Raw genomic sequence first — 21,392 nt, 5'->3', positions numbered from 1 at the left:
TGAAATTTTATATGTTTGGAATGTAAATAATTTATATAATAAAAAGAGCGATTCAATTAATCGCTCTTTTTATTATATAGTAAGGCATTAAATTCAATTGATTCAGTTTCGCATAGCATACGATCAATATATGGCATATTTTCAAGTTTCAAATTCAGCGTCACCCTATTTTTAAGCATATCTCTATTTGCTGTTGCTAATAGTTTAACTGTGGGGGAAAAAGTGAATCCTTGTTCAACAGCGACTACTAAAGCATATTCGCCGGAATTTAATTGCACAATGGATCCTACAGGAAAAACTGCGATATAGGAAAAAAATTTTTCTAATAATATATTGTCAAACTGTAAATTACTGTTTTGTACCATAATTTTATATGCTTCATAGGGAGCACAAGCATTTTTATAAGGCCGATCAGAAGTAATTGCATCATAAACATCAGCAATTGCAACGATTCGTGCATATTCGTGAATTTCTGTACCTTTTAAGCCTCTGGGATAACCAGTTCCATTAAACTTTTCATGGTGTTGAAATGCAACATGCATAGGAACAACCGACATATCTTGGGATTGACGCAAGATATCAAATCCATATTCCGAATGCTTTTTTATTACAGCAAATTCTTCCTCACTAAGAGATGCTGGTTTATTTAAAATTTTTTGTGGAATTTTTATCTTCCCAACATCATGCAATAATGCGCCTAAAGAAATTTCTAGTAATTTTTTTATTGGGTATTGACAACTAATCGCTAACATGGTTGATAAAATGCAAACATTTACGGAATGGGCAAATGTATAATCATCATAACAGCGGATATCGTTCATTTGGACGATATTCGTTCTATTGACGAGCAATGCATCAAGAATGTTTCTTGTAATTTCTTTCATTAATTTTAAGTCTACAGTGTTTGTCAATTGGCATTTACGAAAGGCTATATTGAGACTTTTAATAGCTCTGACTCTTGTTTGTTCAGAAACTATATCATCTGGGTAGTTTATATTGTCATCGTTACTGAATTTTACATACACTGCAGGAATAGTTAAATTGTGCAAACGTGCTATGTACTGCTCATTTAAAATTACATCCTTGCTAAGTAGTTTATGACCATCCGCGTCATAAATGTTGCGGGCAACAATCATCCCACTTTTTAGATGCTTGATAGATATTCTCTGCATGATAAAACCCTTCTAAAGTTATTAATCCCTGGATAAATTTTGCTCTATACTTATTTTAACGAATTTAATGTATTAAATCAACAAAATTTTTGATTATATTAACTAATTTGATATTTATTGATAAATATAGGCTTATATTCCCATAAAAACTTGCTTTTAGGTACTAATTATCGGAAAATTTTATATTAAATGTAGTCTTCATTAAATCAAAAATTTCGTTTTCATCTAGCGATTTTTCAATATAAAGACTTGTTTCGACGCTTAAATCAACGGAAATGTTTTCGTTAATTGCAATTTTGTCGTTAGTTGCGATAAGTTTTACTTTAGGAGTGAAGGTTTTTCCTATTTCGATTTCTGTAACAATGCCAAAAGAGCCATCATTTAACTTCACTGTAGTTCCAACTGGAAAGATAGCAACGTGTTCAAAAAATAATTCAAGAATGTCTGGATCGAAATGATTGCCACTTTCTTTTACCATAATTTTATAAGCTTCATAAGGTGGAACTGATGACTTATAAGGTCGATCTGAAGTCAATGCATCATAGACATCCGCGATTGCAACAACCCTAGCATATTCGTGAATTGCTTTACCTTTTAGTCCACGTGGATAGCCTGATCCATCATATTTTTCATGGTGTTGAAAAGCAACGTGCATGGGAACTACAGAAAGATTTTTATTTTTCTTAATAAGAAAAATCCTAACTCGGAATGCTTTTTCATCACATTCATTTCTTCAGCAGTTAAGCGCCCATTTTTATTTAAAATTTCTAAAGGAATTTTAAGTTTTCCGATATCGTGAAGTAAAGCGCCGAAAGCAATTTCGTATAAACGCTTCTTACTGTACTGCTTTAAAATTCCGATGATTGTTGATAATACACATACGCTAATTGAGTGTGAAAAAGTATAAGTGTCAAACTTACGAATTTCAGTCATTTGAATAATATTATTTGAATTCTGTAACAAATTATCAATAATCATATTCGTTGTATCTGTTAGAGATTTCGTGTCTAAATCTTCTGTTAACTGACATTTTTGAAAGGCACGATAAAGAGCTTTAGTGGCCTCAACACGTACAGATTCTTTTAAAATATCTTCTGGTGTATTAATATCTAATGTTGGATTGCCTAAGGACACATAAATACCAGGAATATATAATGCATTTAATCTGTCAATATAGGTTTTGTTCAAAATGGTGCCTTTAGTTAATAATTTATTTCCGTTCGTATTATAGATATTTAAAGCGACTATCATCCCAGGTCGCAAATTACAGGTGGAAATCTTTTGCATATCTTACCTCGGTTCATCCGTGATTCATAATAAAATATTTATAATAATAAATTTTTTGATGTTTATTTTAAGAAAAAATTACTTAAAACGACGTTATCTCTGAAAATTTTACATTCTAGAAGCTTTCGTCGCATTAAATTAAAAACCCTTTAAAATATCAACAGCAAGTATAAAAATTATAATTAGCACTATACTAAATGTAAATAAAAATATAGAGGTGAATTTGTGGTGATAAAGAAAAAGCTTTCATTGATTATCAGCATAATGTTGACTTTTGTGCTATTAATATCATTGAGTGGTTGTGATACAAGCAATATTCCAAAACAAAGCGTTGAGCCTGATCAGGCGGTAGAATGGTTGCAGGGGTTTATAGGCAAATTGAAACCTAAAGAACGCATTATTCTTGGCTATTATGAGAATCCTTGGGCTGGAACAAGTGAAATTACAGGATCATTCCCAAGCTTAAAACAAAATGGGCAAAACTTAACTGCGATTGCGCCATTTTGGTATAGGGTTGGAACCGATGGGGTTGTAGATTCAAAAGAAAGCCAAGACGTAGTTGATACAGCGCGTCAAATGGGATTGAAAATTTATCCGTTAGTCACAAATAAACGTGAAGCAACAGAAAGTATTTTAGGAAATCCTACAATTCGCAGTAAATCAGTGGATAACATAGTGAAAATTGTGAAAGAAAAAAAGTATGATGGAATTAATATTGATTTTGAATTATTACCACCAGAACAAAGAGAAAACCTAACTTCTTTTATGACGGAGCTGTATCCAAGAATGAAAGCAATAAATAAAACTGTGATTATTTCGGTATTTCCTCAGATTGATGTACATGAGTCTGTATCGGGAGCATATGATTACCAAAAACTTGCACAAAATGCAGACTATTTGCAAATTATGACGTATGATAATCATTGGTCAACATCTGAGCCTGGTCCTATTGCTCCAATAGATTGGTATGAAAAAAATGTACAATATGCAATAGAGCAATGTGGAAGTCCGAATAAAGTATTAATTGGCGTAAGTGCATATGGATATAATTGGGATGCAAACAATAAAGGAGAGACAATCACTTATCCAGATGCGACTGTATTAGCATCGCAAAAAGGTGCAGAAATTAAATATGATGAGAAATATCAAGCCCCATATTTTAAGTACGATGATCACGAAGTTTGGTTTGAAGATGCACGAAGTACAGCTGCTAAATTAAATATCGTAGCAAAATATGATGTTGCGGGAATTGCAATCTGGCGACTTGGGCAAGAATCTCCAGATATATGGGGAAAAGTCAATGAAATTTTTCCTAAATAATGACTTTTTAAAATATTGACGAATCAAGTAAATATTTGATATACTAAGCAAAGCCCCATATATCGGGGCTTTGTTTATTGTCATATAAAATAAAGAACTAGGAGTTAATTTGTCATTGATGAGTTGACTGGAGGAGATGTCCTTGTGAGTGAAACTTTGCAAGATCGAGTAATAAGGCAAAGACGTAGAAGAAGAAAAAGAATTATTACAGTAGTGATTCTTTTATGTATTTTTATTGCGACTACATGCGCCGCATATTATTGGTTTGATTCTAAATTTTTTGGTAATAGAAATCGTGCTGAAGAAGGGCTAATGGTAGCAGAAGATAAAGTTAATATTATGGTTATGGGTGTAGATCGTCGCGAAGATGATGTTGGCAGATCGGACACTTTATTTGTTGCAACGGTTGACCCAGGAAAAAAAGCAGCAGCTATCTTATCAATACCACGTGATACACGTGTGAAAATTGCAGGGCATGGCTATGACAAAATTAATCATGCCTATGCATATGGTGGACATAAGTTAACGAAAGATACCGTAGAAGGTTTATTGGGAATTCCTATTGATTATTATGTTTTAATTGATACGAAAGCGTTTGAGCGAATTATCGATGCCATTGGCGGTATTGATATTGATGTTGAAAAGCGCATGTATTATGAGGACCCATGGGATGATGACGGTGGACTCGTTATCGATTTACGTCCTGGGATGCAGCATATGGATGGAAAAACTGCAATTACGTATGTAAGATATCGTGATGAAGAAGGCGATATTGGCCGAATTGCTAGACAACAAAAATTCCTGCGTGCGGTGATGGATAAAGTTGCAAGTCCAAGCATTATTCCTAAAATACCAAGCATTATTCAAGAAGTAAGTGCAGCAATTGAAACGGATATGTCAATTAGCAAGATGGTAAGTTTGGCTGGTATTTTAAAAGAAGCGAAAGAAAAAGGTTTGAATGCGGATATGGTGCCAGGGAAACCTGCCTATATTGAGGATATTAGCTACTGGCTTCCTGATGTTGTAAAATTGAGACAATCTTTAGCAACTATTCTTGATGTAAAAATGGATGACCGCGTAGCAAAAGCGATGCAACAAGAAGCGGTTGAATATGAAACTTCAATTCCTAAGGAAATGAAGATCGTAGATGAGCCGAAATCATTGCCACTTGGGGATAAAGACAAAGAAACCGATAAATTAAAAGATAAAAATAAGGATAAAAAAGATGCAACTGACACAGCTAAAAAAGCAGATATAGATAAAAAGTCAGGAGCAAATAAAGAAAGCGAGCAGAAAAAAACACGTTCTTCAACTATCCATGTAGAAGTAGTAAATGCAAGTGGAATTGATGGAGCGGGAAGCGAAGTAGCTTCCATATTACGAAATCAAGGATTCACCGTTACCGGAGTTTCTAATATGACAGCTCCATATAAGAAGACGGTTGTCATTACGAATACTTCAGATAGCTCCGTAGTTGGTAAATTTGCGGCGTTGCCATTTAATTATTCAATTCAAGTAAACCCAGAGGAGAGTACTGAAAATTTTGCTACGGTTGTTATTGGTAAGGATTATGGAAGTTAATAAAATTAAAGAGGATACTTGGGAGTGTAATAGCTCCCTAAGTATCCTCTTTTGATTATCAATATGTTTGCAAGTTGCATATACTATCACACCTGTGAAGTGGGGTGATAAATATGGAATTTAGTTATTGCGTAAGTGTAGTGTTATTATCTTTTGCTATCTTTGGAGGGTATTGCTTTATCAAAGATTTATGGTTGTGGCACAAAGAACTGAAGATCAAGGAGCATTATGCATTTAGCATCGTCGTTTTAGTGAAAGATATTGAAGAAGATATCGAAGAGATGATTCGTCATTTAATGTTGGAAATTGAAATTGCCGAAATGAATTGCGATGTCATCATTTATGATGATTATTCGCAGGATTTAACATTTTCGATTGCAAAACGACTTGAGAGAGAATATGCATCACTTATGGTTATTCAATACAATGAACAAAATAGCTCTTTTCAGGCGATGTCAAATGCTGCAAAAGGAGACTTTATACAATTTTTAGATACGATTCATTGCATAAATCCGAAGGAGTTCTGCGAAATTGTTACTTGGATTTTCAAGCCACATACAAAGCAGTTTATCTTGTAGCAACTGTGTTCTATCTTTTGTAAATGCTTCATTAAGCAAGAAGAGATGCGCCTGACGTAAATGCATTTGAACGGTAGTTAGCTTCCATAGTGAAGTAACAAAATGATTTCCTGTGAGGTGTAATCGTGTACTTTTTTCAATAGATTTTATTGAAACTATATGAGGAAAATTTATATAGCCGCCAGTGGCGTCTCCGCTGATTTTAGGATTTCTTGTTTTTAATGGAACTAGTACCAGATCAGGGGCCAGTACTAGGGGTTGCCAAATTGTCGATTGAGTGATTTGGGCTGCTTTTGCCTTTAAAGCGAGCAAATCGATTGTCTGCCTATATGCAAGTCGGCGGATAATCGTTGCTGCTTTGAGGGGGGAAGAGATTTCTTCTCCGTTTGTCAGTAATAGCTGCGTAGAATTTCCAGATGCAGTATAAATCGGAAGAATGGCTGCAATCTCGTTATTTATTGGTATAATATGGTTCATTCAAAAACTCCTTTCGAACATATGTTCTAAAATCTAAAATAAATAATAGCAAAAATTTAACAAAATAGCAAGCATTAAAAGAAAGGTGGTAGTATATTTCATGGACTTGGATAATCTATCATTTTCTACTATAATAAATAATAGTGAGGCATAATTTTGAGGTGAATAAATGGGCATTTTACGCGTAAGTCAGCTAAACAAAGCATTCGGCATTGAAGAACTTTTTCATGATGTAAGTTTTGAAATAGCCGGTGGAGATAAAATTGGTTTTATTGGTGCAAATGGTACGGGAAAAAGTACGTTGATGCGCTGTTTAATGGGGCTAGAGGAGGCTGATAGTGGACAAGTTGTTTTAGCGAGTACGGATACCATCGGCTATGTTGAGCAAGAGGCGGAGTTAGAATCCTGGACTTTATGGGAAGAACTATCAAAAGCCTTTGAAGATGTTTTAGCTTGGCAAGAAGAGATGAAAGAGATCGAAGAACGTATTGCAAAAGAGAAAGATGAAGCAGCGCTTGCATCTTTAATGAAAGAATACGCGCATGTAGTTGATAAATTTGAACGGGCAAGTGGCTATGATTATGAAAGTATGATTAAACGCGTTGCTACAGGGCTTGGATTTACGGCGGAAGATTTTAAAAAGAATGTAAATCATTTCTCTGGTGGGCAGAAAACGAGGATTTGTTTGGCGAAAGCTTTGATTCGTCGTCCCGATTTTTTATTTTTGGACGAGCCAACAAATCATTTAGATATTGAAATGGTAGAATGGTTAGAGGACTTTCTTATTGGGTACTCAGGTGGAGTATTGATTATTTCTCATGACCGTTTTTTCCTTGACCGCGTGGCGAATCGGATAATTGAATTAGAAAATAAAGAAGTTGTTGCTTATACTGGGAATTATAGTAGATTTACTGAACTTAAAGCAGAGCGCCGCGCTGCATTGGAGAGTGCATATCAAAAGCAGCAAGTGTATATTACAAAAACAGAAGAATATATCCGTAGGTACAAAGCGGGAATCAAGTCAAAACAGGCACGTGGCAGAGAAAAGCAGTTGAATCGTTTAGCGCGCATTGTATTGCCTCCCAATAGTGTTGGGTTTAATTATTTTGCATTTAATCCGCCAAGTGAATGTGCACAGCGAGTTGCGGAATTAGAAGATGTTGCGGCAGCATATGGAAGTCAAGAAATATTCAAGCATATTTCAATGTTAATTCGAAATGGTGATGGGATTGCATTGGTAGGTCCGAATGGTGCGGGAAAAACAACACTTCTCAAAATCCTTGTAGGTGAAATGGAAGCTATCAATGGAAAAGTGAAGTTGGGCAGCCGTGTCAAGATGGGATATTTTTCGCAACAACATGAAGGATTAAATCTGGAAAATAGACTTTTAGATGAATTAATTTATGAATATGATTTAACAGAAGAACAAGCAAGACATTACTTAGGAGCATTTTTGTTTCATGGAGATGATGTTTATAAAATCATTGGTGATTTAAGTGGTGGTGAAAAATCACGGTTGGCATTTTTGAAATTAATGCTTACGGGCGCTAATTTTCTCGTACTCGACGAACCGACGAATCATTTAGACATTCCAGCGAAAGAAGCGGTAGAAGAAGCATTAATGGCGTTTCCGGGTACGTTTATTACCGTTTCCCATGACCGCTATTTTTTGGATAAAGTAACGAATGGTACGTTTGAATTAGCAGGTGGTGTATTAACCGAATACAACGGAAACTATAGTTATTATCATGATAAAAAATTAGAGGCGCAAAAAGAAGCGGCTGAGTTAGCAAGAGAGATTGAGGGTCGTAAACCTAAGCAAGCTATTGCGGCGAAGCTGGAATCGAAAAAAGGCAAACCACGTAATTTAAGTGGCGGTAAACGTATCGAACTCATGCAAAAATATGAAGGTGAGATTGCTATGTTAGAGATGGAGTTAAAGGGCATTGAGTTTCAGTTAAATACCCCAGAAAATCATACAGATGCTGAGAATAGTAAAAAGTTAGCAGAGGAATATCAAAGAGTAGAAAGTGAACTTGCTGAAAAATATGATCTTTGGGCGCAGTGTAGTGAAGAGGAATCGTAACTGACAATCAAAGAATAAGACAAAGGCCGACTCGTGCATTGACTTGCACTGAGTCGGTTTTTGTTCTATGGCGATAGGTTTTATATAGTATAGCTAAGCGCTAATATAAGAGAAACCGGTTTCTCACCTAAGGTGAGAAAATGAAGTTAAATAAGTTAGTTGAGATGGCAAAAGAAGGAGATAAAGCTGCTTTTCAAGAAATTTGTGAACGGTTTACTGGGCTGATAAAGAAACTTGCCTATCAATCGCATTTACGTCCAATTGCTGAAGAAGCTATGTCGATTGGGTTTCTTACAGTCGTAGAAGGGGTAAAAATTTATAATGACTCGATGGGAGTCCCCTTTGAAGGGTATATACAAAGTAAATTAAAGTTTGCGATGTGGAATTTATTTAAACGCGAACGAGGTCGTTGGGAAAAAGAATACAGTGTAGAAGTTCAGCAAGGTGAAGATTTAAGTTTATTAGAGCAGTTGGTAGCTGGTGTTGATATTGAGTTAGAGATAGAGCATAAATTATTAACAGAAGAATTGATGCGATGGATAGAATTTTTACCGAAAAAACAACGGCAGGCAGTTTTACTTACTTTAGTATTCGAAAAAGGGTTAACGGAGACGAGTAAGTTGCTCAATATATCGCCTCAAGCGGTATTTAGTCTTCGTAATCGTGGTATTGCAAAGCTTCGCAAATCTATGCAATTGATATGAAAATACAACTTGTGATGGATATTTACATTTATTGAAAAGATCAGTATAATGAAACTACGGTTAAAGGATTGCGATGGAGAGGTAATTCTTTAACGAGTTGATGGATAGTTTTTTGAGTTTAAGTACGATAAAGGTACTTAACGAAAATAATTATTAGCCCGACTCAAGCAAAAAAGCACTATTTCATCTTGAAATAGTGCTTTTTGCTATTTTAAAACAGGATTTTATGTAATGAACGAGAATAGATATTTACATATAGAACATAAGTGCGGAGGAGTTTAGCAGTGGATTTTGACGGCCTAATGATAGAAGGAATAGTAGAAGTCGTTATCTTTGAAAGTGATGATGGGAGATTTTCAGTATTTAAAATAAAACCCTCTGGGAATAAAGGGCTGATTAATGTTACGACAAATGCTCCTGCTCCACTCGTTGGTGAACAAGTTGAATTGATTGGCGAATGGACATCGCATCCTAAGTTTGGTGAGCAATTCAAAGCTACAGGAATAAAGCGTATAGAACCGACAAATGTCAAAGGAATTGAACGATTTCTTGCTTCTGGAGTAATCAAAGGGGTCGGTGCGGCAATGGCAAAACGTCTCGTTGATAAATTTGGCTCGGAAACACTGCAAATTATTGAATATTCACCGAAACGTTTACAAGAGGTAGATGGAATCGGAAGAAAAAAAGCAGAAGCTATTCACTTGGCTTATAGTGAGCAGGCGGAGCTTCGCGAAGTGATGATTTTTCTTGAATCACATGGAGTATCGGGAACTTATGGTGGAAAAATCTTTGCTAAATATGGTTCTTTTTCTGTTGAAGTCGTTAAAAATGATCCTTATCGCTTAGCGCGAGATGTTGATGGAATTGGATTTCGTACGGCTGATCAGATTGCTAATGCATTAGGTGTTGAAAAAAATGATGAATCACGTATTGTTGCAGGGATTCATTATGCTCTATTACAGATTGCCAACCTAGGACATTGTTGTGTACCTGAAGCAATGCTTGTAGAACAGACAGCAAAGTTATTGGTGATTGAACGCAGTGATGTGGCTAGAGAAATTACCCGTTTATTAAAAGATGAAAAGCTATGTTTTGAAGAGCAGGGAAATGAAATGCTGATTTATCCGCCCAACCTTTATTATGCAGAAAAAAATGTAGCTCAGCGGTTATTACAGCTAAGAGATTATGCACAGCCTTTATCTTCTGAAGCTGCGAATGAAGAAGTGGCTGAATGGGAAGAGAAGAGTGGGATTGTTTTAGCTGCGAAACAACGTGAAGCCGTTGTGTCTTCCTTAGAGTATGGAGTGTTGGTGCTTACGGGGGGGCCGGGCACAGGAAAGACTACGGTTGTAAAGGGAATTATTGAAGTGCTCGAAAATCAGGGAATGCAAATTCTACTCGGAGCGCCAACGGGCAGGGCGGCAAAACGGCTTAGCGAGGCCAGTGGGAAGGAAGCTATTACGGTGCATCGTATGCTGGAGTCAAATGGCGTTGATACGGGGTTTGCCCGTGATGAGGATGAACCGTTAGAAGCAGATGTGATTATTATAGATGAAGTTTCGATGATGGATATTTCTTTGCTGAGTCATTTTCTCGAAGCTGTACCGAGAGGAAGTCGGGTAATTTTAGTTGGGGACGTAGACCAATTACCAGCAGTTGGCCCAGGTGCAGTTTTAAAAGATATTATTCGGTCAAAGAAAATTCCAACCGTGCGTCTTACAGAAGTTTTTAGGCAAGCTGGCGAAAGTATGATTGTTCTTAACGCCCATGCAATCAATCGAGGTGCGTTGCCTGATTGTAAAACAAGTACGGATTTTCAATTTAGAGAATTTAATGATGATCGTGATATTGCAAATGCAATTGTTGAAATTTGTACCTGCGAATTGCCTAAAGAAGACTTTGATGCAAATAAAGATATACAAGTATTGACACCGATGCATCGGTTGACGTGTGGTACGGAAAATCTCAATCATTTATTGCAGGATGCAATGAATCCTCAAGAGGATGACAAACCGACAATTGCAAATATGAATTATACGTTTAGGCTTGGTGACAAAGTTATGCAGATTCGTAACAATTATACGAAAAATGTTTTTAATGGTGATATAGGGTTTATCGTTGAAATTCATAATGATAAAGCAAAAGTTCGTTACTTGGATACGGAAGTAGTTTACGAAAAAAATGAACTGATTGAACTACAGCTTGCTTATGCAATGAGTGTGCATAAAAGTCAAGGTAGTGAATATCCTGTTATCGTTATGCCACTTACTTCTGGTCATCATATTATGTTGCAACGCAATTTACTCTATACTGCGGTGACTAGGGCGAAAAATAAAGTAATTTTGCTCGGAACGAAAGCGGCACTTTATACGGCAGTCAGCAGTGATAGAACGCGAAAAAGATATTCTTTATTAGCTGAACGTTTACAACAAGGATAAGGTGATTTTATGGTCAAGCTAATTTATCATACGTTTTTAAATATGCTGTTTCCACCGAAATGTCCGGTTTGTCGTTGTTATGTTGGGCAGCAAGGCGAATGGTGTATGAGATGTTTAGAGCAAGTCTTATCTATTCGTACTATTAATGTAAGACAACATCATTTGAAATATTTGGATGAGTGTCAAGTGTTATGTCAGTACAGAAGTGGAATGAAAAAAATCATTCAGCATATTAAGTTTTATCAAGCATTAAAATATGTACCGCATATTCATTGGCTTTTAAATAGAGAAGGAGATTTGGTAAGTTTTAAGTGTATAGATATTGTTTCTGCAGTACCGCTGCATGAATCAAGACTAAAAAGCCGTGGCTATAATCAAAGTGAAAAAATTTTTTATCCTTGGATAAAGGAAAAAGGCTGGCTTTGGCAGAATTTATTAATGAGAAAAAAAGATACTGTCCCACAATATGAATTAAGTCCCAAAGAGCGTCAGAAAAATATTAAGAATGCATTTGTTATGAGACCAAATTACAATATACAAGATTGTACGATTCTTTTGGTAGATGATATTTTTACAACTGGTGTTACGATGGATGAATGTGCAAAGGTTTTAAAATCAGCTGGGGCGAAAAAAGTAATTGGGTTAGCATTGGCAACAGATGCTGAATATTAGATGATAATTTAGGATAAGGTTGTTGAATAGCCTTAAGAGAAGTCGTTGAGGAGGATTGTCGGTTATGGGGTTGAAAAATTGTCCTGAATGCGGGAAGTTGTTTGTTAGCGGTACGGTACCTATGTGTCCAGCATGCTATGAACAAGAAGAAAAAGATGAAATGAAGATAGTAGAGTATTTACGAGAAAAAAATAAAGCGTCTATGGAAGAAATCCATGAAGCTACGGGAGTAAAAGAACGTACAATTTTTCGGATGATTAAAGCGGGAAGATTTATGGGAATCTCGGATATATCTTATCCTTGTGAAGTATGTGGTACGTTAATTTTTGGTGGAAGAATGTGTGATAAATGTAATACTGATTTCTTAGAACAGGTGAAAAAATCAAATCTTGATCGTGCAGCGAAAGTACAAATAGAGAGCGATAAGAATAGAGGCGCGGGCATGCATAGCAGGGAACGGGACAGATATAGATAAGGTGATTTTTCAGAAGAAAATTTGAAAAAATGAAAGAGTAGGTTTTCTAAGAAAAAATAAGAAAATAAGAGAATACTAGTGAAAATGAACTAAAATGCCCCAAAATCGCGGATTAATATCTGCGGTTTTTTTTTCGATAAAAATATAGAATAAGAAAATCCCGAGGTGGGTGTGAAAAATGATGATTAATAATATTCAAAGTTTGATAAAAGGGTATGTTGATACGAAATCTGTGAGTAATCAACGAAATGAAGTCAAGACGAAAAACGTTGCTAAAGATGAAGTTGTATTGTCTTCACAGGCGCAAAATTTCCACGAAGTCTTACAAAAAGCAAAGACTTCGTCGGTCATTCGTTCAGAGAAAATTGATGCATTATCAATGCAGATTTCTCAAGGGACATATAGCGTTGATTCAAGAGTATTAGCTGAAAAGATGCTTAATACACGTTGGTAGTAAGCATGAGAAAGGAAAAATTTATTTATGTGGCTAGAGCTTAGAGAGATTCTTACGAAACTGGTGGAAGTTTATCAGCAGATGCTAGGGTTAAGTAAACAAAAACGCATTGCATTAGTAGGTGTGAACATCTCGGAGATTGAAAGGATAACGAAACAGGAACAAGTATTGCTATCTGTAGTAAATCATTTGGAAAGAGATCGAAAAAAAGTTCTGTTGAAAATTAGAAAAAATATAAACGACCAATATGCGAATGCCGACATCTTAACATTGATTTTGCAATGCAATGATGAAAATAAGGCATCTTTAATTGAGTCACATGAGAGATTGAAAGAAATTATTGAAAAAGTACAAACCCATAATAAAACCAATACGGATTTAACGATGCAAGCATTATCAGCTGTGAATTATCAATTGAATGTTTTGTCGCAAGCGAGTGTTGCTCCTACTTATGCAGATGGTGGCAAAGAAGTTGTGGACAGAAAAAAAAGGTTGAATTTTGAAGCGTAAGCAAAGTTGAGAGGACGATTACCAATGTGGCAACAAATCAAAAACGATATGAATTTGATGGTTCTGCTTATTCAAGAATTGCTTGCAGTATCGGATGAAAAAGATCAATTGTTTATAGCGAATGATATTGCAGGAACCGAAGTGGTCTTTAAAAGAGAACAGGAACTGTTAAGTAAATTAACATCAGTTGAAAATAGATACCAATCCATTATTCAAAATGTGAGAAAGCGATACGGAATGGATGAAACGTGCTCGTTTGTTGAAGCAATCATGTTGGTAAAGCCTGTGCAAATGAGAGAGCTATTAGATTTATCTAATGTTATCGTTCGATTTTCAGAGAAATTAAAACAACGAAATGAGCGTAGTAGAAAAGTGATGAATAGGGCGAAAAGTTTTATTGATTTTAACATTAATGTACTAACTCAGACGGTCGCAAGTGATACCTATGCACCGCAAGGGCAAGAGGGAACGGCAGTTAGAAAACGAGCGATGTTTGATCAAACGATTTAAATAGGAGTGAAGAATAAATGAGATCGACCTTTGGCGGATTAAATACAATGGTACGAGGTTTATATGGAAATCAGGTTTCTTTGGATACAGTTGGTAATAATATTACGAATGCTGCTACGCCAGGTTACTCTAGACAAACCGTTAATTTAACAACAACAAAGCCGCAAACTATGCCTGGAGTCTATGGAGATTTCAAAATTGGTACTGGCGTAGATGTTGATTCTGTAGTTAGAGCAAGAGATACATTTGCTGACAGACAGTATTGGAAAGAAAATTCAAACTTAAATAAGTCTACAACACAACAATATACATTAAGTAAAATCGAAAGTGTATTTCAAGAGCCTACAGATACAGGACTTCAAACGGTAATTAGCCAATTTTATAAATCCTGGCAGACGCTATCTACAAATGCGGGTGAATACAGTAATCGTGTTGTTGCTCGAGATACAGGAAAACAACTTGTTAATTCGATGAATCATATTAAGACGCAGCTAGACGATTTGGTTGCTGATAATAACACACAATTATCTTTACAAAAGGATATGATTAATCAAACGTTAGATCAGATATTGAGTTTGAATAAACAGATTGTGACGTTAGAAGCAGGATCGAATGGTTGGGCAAATGACTTACGCGACCAAAGAGATTTGTTAGTGGATAAATTATCGGGATATATGAAGGTTGACGTTACAGAGCTTTCGAATGGTTCCTACAGTATTACATGTGGAGGAACGACGATTGTTGACGGAAACAGTAGATTGGAAATGGATGTATCGGTGCATACAGATCCAGAATATAATATTCCCATTTATACATTAGTAGAAAAATCCACGGGAATAGCAATGGATGTAAAAGACGGCTCAGTAAAAGGGATCTATGATTCTGTAGATAATGTGAAAAATTATTTGGATCAGATGACAACGATGACAGCGTTTTTGCTAAATGATTTTAATGATCAACATAAGGCTGGTGTAGGACTAAATGATGAAACCGGCATTAATTTCTTCGATCCCAAGACAACCGCGGCTGGTGCAGATACTGATTTTTCTACGCTTGTTTATTTCAATGGACAATGGAGTATTGGTGGCACGGTGACGCGTGATACCGATGGCAATGTTACTAATGTTGTGGGCGGTACTCACATGACAAAGGTGGATATATTAAACTCATTAAAAGTAAATGCTGAATTTGATGAAACTGGCGGTACGGATAAAATCGCTGCAAAAGCTTCGAAAAGTACGGATGCAAACGGTGAAAATACAGCTTCGGGTGCAAATGCTTCATTACTTGGAGATTTATTGCAAGTAACGACGAGTACAACCCTTGGTGGTAAAAGTATGACGGGATATTATACTGGTATGATTGGGCAACTTGGGATTCAAGCGCAAGAAGCTGAACGCAATGTAACAAATCAAGAGACTATTGTTTCACAAGTGGAAGGCTGGCGTCAGCAAGTTTGTGGAGTAAACTGGGATGAAGAATTATCAAATATGATTAAATTTAACAAAGGTTATTCCGCTTGTTCGAGATGCCTAACTACGATGGATGAGATGTTAGATAAATTAATCAATAGTACAGGAACTGTAGGAAGGTAGTGAGAAATAAATGCGTGTAAGTAGTAATCAAATGTCAAATAATTATCTTAGACAATTAAACAATGCTTATGGTAGACAACAAAAATTGATGGAAAAAACTGATGGATCAGATATTCATCGCCCTTCGGATAATCCTGTAAATTGCGTGCGGACAATGCTATTTAATAGCAGTTTAGTTCAAAATGAACAGTTTACGAGTAATCTTAATGATGCAGTTTCATGGATGAAGTCTACGGATTCATCTATGAGTCAAATTGCTGACCAGCTCAAGACGATAACAGAAAGAGTAAGTCAGAGTGCAAATAGCTATCAATCTGCATCGGATATGAAAGCAACGGCAAATGAAGTGACTGAAATTATTAATCAGATTGTTTCAGTGGCAAATGGTCAACTAGGAGATAGGTATATATTTTCCGGTCAATCAGATAAAATAAGACCATATTCTTCCGATAGTACAGGAGTAATAACGACGACAGTTGAGAATAAAATTGATTTATACTCTTTAGATGAGGACCAAAAGCGTACGTTTGGAACCGAAAAGTTAGTGGTTATGACTGGTAGTGACGGTAATACATACTATGCAAATCCATCTAATGGAGAAGTTTATGAAAAATCGTATGTGACTTCCCAAACAAAAGATAAAACGCCTGCCGAGGCAAGTATTGGAAATTTAACAGGCGGGCTATTTGATGCAACCGGTACTGGTCGACCTTTTGATCATATTAATACGGATGGACAATATGTCGGGACGGGAACTACTTCGATTCCTTATACTGATACAGTAGGTGGAATTACACTAACTCTTTCAACAAGCACGAAAACTGTAGTGAAATATAATGGAGATTTAAATAAAATTTCAATGCCAATTCAAAATGGCGGTGCGAAACCTGAATCAGATAGTGTAAATATGACGGGTGCGGATTTATTTGGTACGGATATCTTTGGTGGGCAAGGTTCATCTTTATTAAATGATCTGTATGAAATTAGAGATAAAATAAGTTCAGGAGATGTACATTGGTTATCCGAAACAGGAATTACATTAGCAAATAATGCCCATGATTATGTGGTTAATAAAGAATCTGAAATTGGCGGAAGATTATCTTCTTATGAGATGACAAAATCTATTTTTGAGGATAATAATACGGTAATCACTGGAGATATTTCTTCGGTAAGTGATGCAAAAGTTGATGAAGTTATTACGGACTTGCAAATGGCGGAAATTGTTTATCGGTTATCGTTATCTGTAGGGAGCAAGATTTTACCGCCATCGTTGGCTGATTACCTGTAAAAGGAATGAGGTAATATGAAATGCTTAAATATTCGTAGTACGTATGCTCAAATCGGACAACATACAGAACAAGGTCGGATGGAGATTCACTCCGAGCTTCCACAAGTATATACGGGCGATAGTGCGCCTTATAAGCTCGAGATTCATACGACACAGCTTAGAATAGATTTTGACTTAACAAACTTTTGGAATTCTATTGGTAAAATGCAGTGGAACGCATTTGGTGATAAACAAAATTCAATCGCTAGTCAAAAAGCTACTGAAGGAACACAGCGGCGGGCGCGCGAAGGGCGTGAGCTAATGGAAGCTGGTGGCAGAGATCATAAGGTTATTGCTAGGCAATCATTGGCGTACGCCAATACAATTCCTGATGATAAGACGATTGTAATCAAACAACCAGCGGCACCTGTATTTAAGGTGAGTTTAGGAGAATATCAAAATGATACGCCATATGGAGAGGCAAGGATTCAGGCGGATTTAAAACCGGTTGAATCATCTTATCAAGAAGGGACAGCGGAAACTTACTTGGATAAAAAACAAAGTATTCGCATGTGGGTTACAGAAGGTAAATATGATATCTATGCGTAAAGGAGAGAATTGATTTGAAAAATATCGCAACTACGCGATTTGGGGATCTTGAAATTGATGAAGCGGAAATCATTCGATTCCCTGATGGAATTCCTGGATTTCTGGAAGAAAAGGAATTTGTAATGATTCCATTAGGAGAGAATGAACCGTTTGTATTTTTACAATCATTAAATGAAGGGGATTTAGCATTTCTTTTAACGAATCCTTTTTTGTTTTTCAAAGATTATGAATTTGTTTTGCCTGATGAGATATTAGCAATGCTAGAAATAAAAGAATCAACTGATTTTGCAACTTATAGTATTCTGTCTATACCGGATAAAAATATAAAAAATATGACGGCGAACTTAGTTGCTCCGTTGATTATTAATCTTAATACAAAACAAGCGTGCCAAGTTGTACTGGGAAAAACGGTTTATACTACAAGACACCGACTCTTTCAAGAAGAATCCGCTGAAAGGGGGCGTTAATTATATGTTAGCGTTAACGCGCAAACCTGGACAGCAGATCATGATTGGTGATGACATTTTAATTAATATTGTTGATGTACAAGGAGATAGTGTGCGCATTGCCATTGAGGCACCGAGGGAGATTAAGATTTATCGTGGAGAATTGTATAAAGCAATTGTTGAAGAAAATCGACGTGCAGTGGCAATGCCCAAAAATATTGATTTGCAAGATTTAAATTTACCCCAAGAGTAAATTATATGCTATACGCAACGGACTGTGATAAAAATCTATGGAGGGATAAACGATGATAAATGGTGTAAGTGATATAAGTTCAAAGATGATGAATACTTCATTGGAGGGGTATAAAGAAATTGCTTTGGAAAAAACTTCGTCCAGCACTATAAACAAGCAAGCAGGTAATATGAGTGAGACTAGAATTGATAATAACAAGATAGACCAATTCCAGAAAACAAAAGAAGAAAAGCTCACAGAGAAGAATGTCGATGAAATGACAGGCGAATTAAATGATCTGATGGAAAAGATGAATTATGATTTGAAATTCAGTTATTATAAAGATTTGGATCGTTTGGTTATGAAAGTGGTTGATAGAAAGACTCAGGAAACAATCAAGCAGATGCCGCCGGAAGAAATGTTAGAGACTTTGACGAATCTAAAAGAATGGATAGGTGTTTTTTTAGATAAGAATGCATAGGAGGAGATAGTATGGCAAGTGGGATTTATGGCTTAAGTGGTTCAGGTATGGACATTGATGATTTAGTCAAAGGTATGATGAAAACGCAACAGGCCAGATATGATAAGCTATATAAACAAAAAACGGTGGAGACTTGGCGGAAAGAATCGTACAATACGCTTTATAAATCCATATACAATTTCCGCTATAATACATTGGCAAATTATAAAACACAAGCTAATATGAGTGCGAAAACAGCATCAACGACTGATAGTTCGACGGTTACAGCGAAGGCGCTCGGTGATGCAGTGCAAATGACTCACGATATTACAGTAAAAAAATTGGCAAGTAATGCATATTTACAGTCAGCAGAAAAGATTAAACGGGAAAATACAGCAGATCCAAAGAGTGTAAAATTAAGTGATATTGCTGGTATTAGTGAATCTGAACTGAAAAATGGCGGTGATAAAATTGCCTTGGCATTTTCTGTTGATGATGGTGTAAATGGGAAAAAATATGTTAGCTATACTTATGATGAATTGGCGCAGGGAACAACACTCAATGATCTAGTTTCCGATATGAATAAATTGGGTAGCAATATACAGGCGTCTTATGATAATAATAACGACTCATTCGCGTTATATAATAAAATTGGTGGAGGCACGAATACGATTTCCATTAGCTTGGAGAGCAGTGTTTCCGTTATCGATGATAAAGGTGCTGAAACCATTATCCCTGTGGATAATGCAGCAGTAAAAAGATCTACTAATCTTGTCAACAATCTGTATTTGGCATCGTATAATTCGGCAGATAAGACGATGGGGACCGCAAATAAATTTAGCGATGATGTGAAATATTCTATCGGAGTTGCAGGAAAATCAGGAAGTTTTGATTTTTCAGGTGATAAAGCAACGCTCGCTGATATGGTAGGAATGAATATTGAAGTTCCGACCGATCCAGATGGTCAATGGTATATTATAAATGATGATGGTACAAAGACGGAAATTAATAAAGATGATGAAGGTTTTAAAATACAGGTGAATGGCCAAGCGGTTTCCTTTACTTATGAAGACTTAACGAAAGATCTAAGTGAAAGTGGAAATCCGATTGAAACGAAGTTCGCAGCAGTAGGTGTAACCGTTTCGTTATCTGCGGCTGGCTCAAAAATGCAAGTTGCTTTGACGAGAGGTAATGGAGAAGAAATTAACTTAGAAGCTGCGGCAGGGACGAGCGGTGAAAAATTCATTAATAAAATGAATTTAAGCACGAATTCATTAACTTCGACTATGAGCGGTCTTGATGCCACAACTGTCAAAGCACTTGCGGGAAACCCTGTCATGCAAGATGGAGAGACAGAAGACAGTACGGCTTTTGAACTAGTTGTCAACGGCTCGAAGGTTTCTTTCTCCTACAAAGACATTGAAACTATGACAATGGATGGATTTGCACAAAAAATCAATGATAGTAGCAATGGTGCAAAGGCAACATTTGCAGATGGGAAACTTTCTATTTATAATGAAGACGGCAGCGAATTTAGTATATCGTCAGGAAGTCAGGCGGGGAAAACTTTCTTGAATGCTTTGAAGCTATCATCTGATGGTGGTACGACGATACAAGAAATTACGGGTGGCGACAATTCATTTAGCGTAAAAGGCGAATCGGCAGAAGCGATTATTGATGGGAAAACGTATACTTCGGATTCGAATACAATTACTACAGGTAGTGTTGTGTATACACTGAATAAAGTTAGTAAAAATAATGGTACAGAAGACAAGCCGGATTATGAAACTACAAAAGTAACAATCAACAGCGATAACGCAACTGTTGTGAAAAGTGTTAAACAATTTGTTGAAGACTACAATAAATTGATTGATGAACTCAATACACAGATTTATGCAAAATATGAATCTACCTACTTGCCATTAACCGATGATGAAAAATCAGCCATGTCGGAAGAACAGATTAAAAAATGGGAAGAAAAAGCGAAAACGGGATTATTATCAGGCGATGCCGTACTAAAAGAAGCGGTCAATTCAATGCGTAGTGCATTAGCTTCTATTATATCGGGAACTGGAAACGAATATAATTCTTTAGCCTCGATTGGAATTACCACGACTGATTATACTGAACATGGTAAAATTGAGCTAGACGAAGATAAACTGAATAAAGCACTTACTGCAGATCCAGATGCCGCATATAAACTATTTAGTACATTGTCAGATACAAGCAGTGAAAAAGGAATTGCGCATAAACTTAGTGATGCGATGAATACGAGTTTAAACAAAATAAAAGAAAAAGCAGGCACGACGGCTGAGCTTGGTGACCAAAGCTATGTTGACTCGAAGATAACACGGCTCAATACACAGATGACGACATTAAAAGCGAGAATGGAAAAACAACAATCTTCGTTATATAAAAAATTCAATGCAATGGAAGCGGCGATTGCACAATTAAATCAGCAGGCTAGTTATGTTACAAGTGCTTTTGGTAGTAGTAGCTAAGAAAGGGTGTATAGATAG

22 protein-coding genes are annotated in these 21,392 nt (G+C 36.2%); 18 read left to right on the top strand and 4 right to left on the bottom strand.

Translation table 11 applies throughout. From position 1 onward, the window contains the following. Positions 1–56 precede the first annotated feature (56 nt). The 3 genes from ACWZFG_RS04635 to ACWZFG_RS04625 all read right to left on the bottom strand — a co-directional run bounded on the left by ACWZFG_RS04635 (position 57) and on the right by ACWZFG_RS04625 (position 2,459). Positions 57–1,172 carry an HD-GYP domain-containing protein gene (locus ACWZFG_RS04635; RefSeq protein ID WP_455577186.1) on the bottom strand — a complete coding sequence of 372 codons (1,116 nt, stop codon included), beginning with the start codon at positions 1,170–1,172 and terminating at the stop codon, positions 57–59. Between the two features lie 163 nt (positions 1,173–1,335). After that, positions 1,336–1,827 carry an HD-GYP domain-containing protein gene (locus ACWZFG_RS04630; RefSeq protein WP_455577185.1) on the bottom strand — a complete coding sequence of 164 codons (492 nt, stop codon included), beginning with the start codon at positions 1,825–1,827 and terminating at the stop codon, positions 1,336–1,338. Positions 1,828–1,832: 5 nt separating this feature from the next. Next, positions 1,833–2,459, bottom strand: a complete 627-nt coding sequence (locus tag ACWZFG_RS04625; protein WP_455577184.1) for an HD-GYP domain-containing protein — start codon at positions 2,457–2,459, stop codon at positions 1,833–1,835. Between the two features lie 228 nt (positions 2,460–2,687). Between ACWZFG_RS04625 and ACWZFG_RS04620 the strand changes: the two genes are divergently transcribed. From ACWZFG_RS04620 to ACWZFG_RS04610, 3 genes are all read left to right on the top strand, one after another. Beyond that, complete coding sequence (locus tag ACWZFG_RS04620) at positions 2,688–3,779, top strand: glycosyl hydrolase family 18 protein (protein WP_455577183.1); 1,092 nt, start codon at positions 2,688–2,690, stop codon at positions 3,777–3,779. Between the two features lie 144 nt (positions 3,780–3,923). Further along, positions 3,924–5,360: an LCP family protein gene (locus tag ACWZFG_RS04615; RefSeq protein WP_177505839.1), complete on the top strand. Its 1,437-nt coding sequence runs from the start codon at positions 3,924–3,926 to the stop codon at positions 5,358–5,360. Between the two features lie 113 nt (positions 5,361–5,473). Further along, positions 5,474–5,938: a glycosyltransferase gene (locus ACWZFG_RS04610; RefSeq protein ID WP_147670195.1), complete on the top strand. Its 465-nt coding sequence runs from the start codon at positions 5,474–5,476 to the stop codon at positions 5,936–5,938. Here the strand turns inward: ACWZFG_RS04610 and ACWZFG_RS04605 are convergent. Beyond that, positions 5,849–6,415: a hypothetical protein gene (locus tag ACWZFG_RS04605; RefSeq protein ID WP_455577182.1), complete on the bottom strand. Its 567-nt coding sequence runs from the start codon at positions 6,413–6,415 to the stop codon at positions 5,849–5,851. The genes ACWZFG_RS04610 and ACWZFG_RS04605 overlap by 90 nt on opposite strands. Positions 6,416–6,584: 169 nt before the next feature. On the opposite strand from ACWZFG_RS04605, the gene ACWZFG_RS04600 reads away from it, so the two are divergent. The 15 genes from ACWZFG_RS04600 to fliD all read left to right on the top strand — a co-directional run bounded on the left by ACWZFG_RS04600 (position 6,585) and on the right by fliD (position 21,374). Then, positions 6,585–8,501 carry an ABC-F family ATP-binding cassette domain-containing protein gene (locus tag ACWZFG_RS04600; RefSeq protein ID WP_455577181.1) on the top strand — a complete coding sequence of 639 codons (1,917 nt, stop codon included), beginning with the start codon at positions 6,585–6,587 and terminating at the stop codon, positions 8,499–8,501. A 140-nt stretch (positions 8,502–8,641) separates the two neighbouring features. Next, positions 8,642–9,205, top strand: coding sequence for an RNA polymerase sigma factor (locus ACWZFG_RS04595; protein ID WP_177505836.1), 564 nt, complete (start codon positions 8,642–8,644; stop codon positions 9,203–9,205). Positions 9,206–9,507: 302 nt separating this feature from the next. After that, entirely contained in the window at positions 9,508–11,643 is a 2,136-nt protein-coding gene (gene recD2, locus ACWZFG_RS04590) for an SF1B family DNA helicase RecD2 (protein ID WP_455577188.1), read from the top strand. 9 nt (positions 11,644–11,652) lie between these two features. Continuing rightward, positions 11,653–12,315, top strand: a complete 663-nt coding sequence (locus ACWZFG_RS04585; RefSeq protein ID WP_177505835.1) for a ComF family protein — start codon at positions 11,653–11,655, stop codon at positions 12,313–12,315. Between the two features lie 64 nt (positions 12,316–12,379). Next, entirely contained in the window at positions 12,380–12,790 is a 411-nt protein-coding gene (locus ACWZFG_RS04580) for a flagellar protein (protein ID WP_177505834.1), read from the top strand. 178 nt (positions 12,791–12,968) lie between these two features. Continuing rightward, positions 12,969–13,244: a flagellar biosynthesis anti-sigma factor FlgM gene (flgM, locus tag ACWZFG_RS04575; protein ID WP_177505833.1), complete on the top strand. Its 276-nt coding sequence runs from the start codon at positions 12,969–12,971 to the stop codon at positions 13,242–13,244. A 27-nt stretch (positions 13,245–13,271) separates the two neighbouring features. Continuing rightward, the gene (locus ACWZFG_RS04570) at positions 13,272–13,754 is read left to right on the top strand and encodes a flagellar protein FlgN (RefSeq protein ID WP_177505832.1); all 483 of its coding nucleotides are present in this window, start codon (positions 13,272–13,274) and stop codon (positions 13,752–13,754) included. Between the two features lie 24 nt (positions 13,755–13,778). Beyond that, on the top strand, positions 13,779–14,264 hold the full coding sequence (flgN, locus tag ACWZFG_RS04565; RefSeq protein WP_177505831.1) for a flagellar export chaperone FlgN: 486 nt from the start codon (positions 13,779–13,781) through the stop codon (positions 14,262–14,264). 17 nt (positions 14,265–14,281) lie between these two features. Next, on the top strand, positions 14,282–15,859 hold the full coding sequence (gene flgK / locus ACWZFG_RS04560) for a flagellar hook-associated protein FlgK (protein WP_177505830.1): 1,578 nt from the start codon (positions 14,282–14,284) through the stop codon (positions 15,857–15,859). 10 nt (positions 15,860–15,869) lie between these two features. Then, the gene (flgL, locus tag ACWZFG_RS04555) at positions 15,870–17,147 is read left to right on the top strand and encodes a flagellar hook-associated protein FlgL (RefSeq protein WP_455577180.1); all 1,278 of its coding nucleotides are present in this window, start codon (positions 15,870–15,872) and stop codon (positions 17,145–17,147) included. A 15-nt stretch (positions 17,148–17,162) separates the two neighbouring features. Further along, on the top strand, positions 17,163–17,735 hold the full coding sequence (locus tag ACWZFG_RS04550; RefSeq protein WP_455577179.1) for a DUF6470 family protein: 573 nt from the start codon (positions 17,163–17,165) through the stop codon (positions 17,733–17,735). A gap of 14 nt (positions 17,736–17,749) precedes the next feature. Continuing rightward, complete coding sequence (fliW, locus tag ACWZFG_RS04545) at positions 17,750–18,202, top strand: flagellar assembly protein FliW (RefSeq protein WP_455577178.1); 453 nt, start codon at positions 17,750–17,752, stop codon at positions 18,200–18,202. Between the two features lie 4 nt (positions 18,203–18,206). Beyond that, a complete protein-coding gene (gene csrA / locus ACWZFG_RS04540; protein ID WP_455577177.1) occupies positions 18,207–18,434 on the top strand; it encodes a carbon storage regulator CsrA in 228 nt (75 codons plus the stop codon). 52 nt (positions 18,435–18,486) lie between these two features. Next, on the top strand, positions 18,487–18,894 hold the full coding sequence (locus tag ACWZFG_RS04535; RefSeq protein ID WP_455577176.1) for a flagellar protein FlaG: 408 nt from the start codon (positions 18,487–18,489) through the stop codon (positions 18,892–18,894). 11 nt (positions 18,895–18,905) lie between these two features. Continuing rightward, positions 18,906–21,374: a flagellar filament capping protein FliD gene (fliD, locus tag ACWZFG_RS04530; protein ID WP_455577175.1), complete on the top strand. Its 2,469-nt coding sequence runs from the start codon at positions 18,906–18,908 to the stop codon at positions 21,372–21,374. The last annotated feature ends 18 nt before the right edge of the window (positions 21,375–21,392 follow it).

It is taken from the genome of Anaerosinus sp., assembly GCF_965318445.1.
This window is presented reverse-complemented; position numbering and strand designations above follow the sequence as displayed.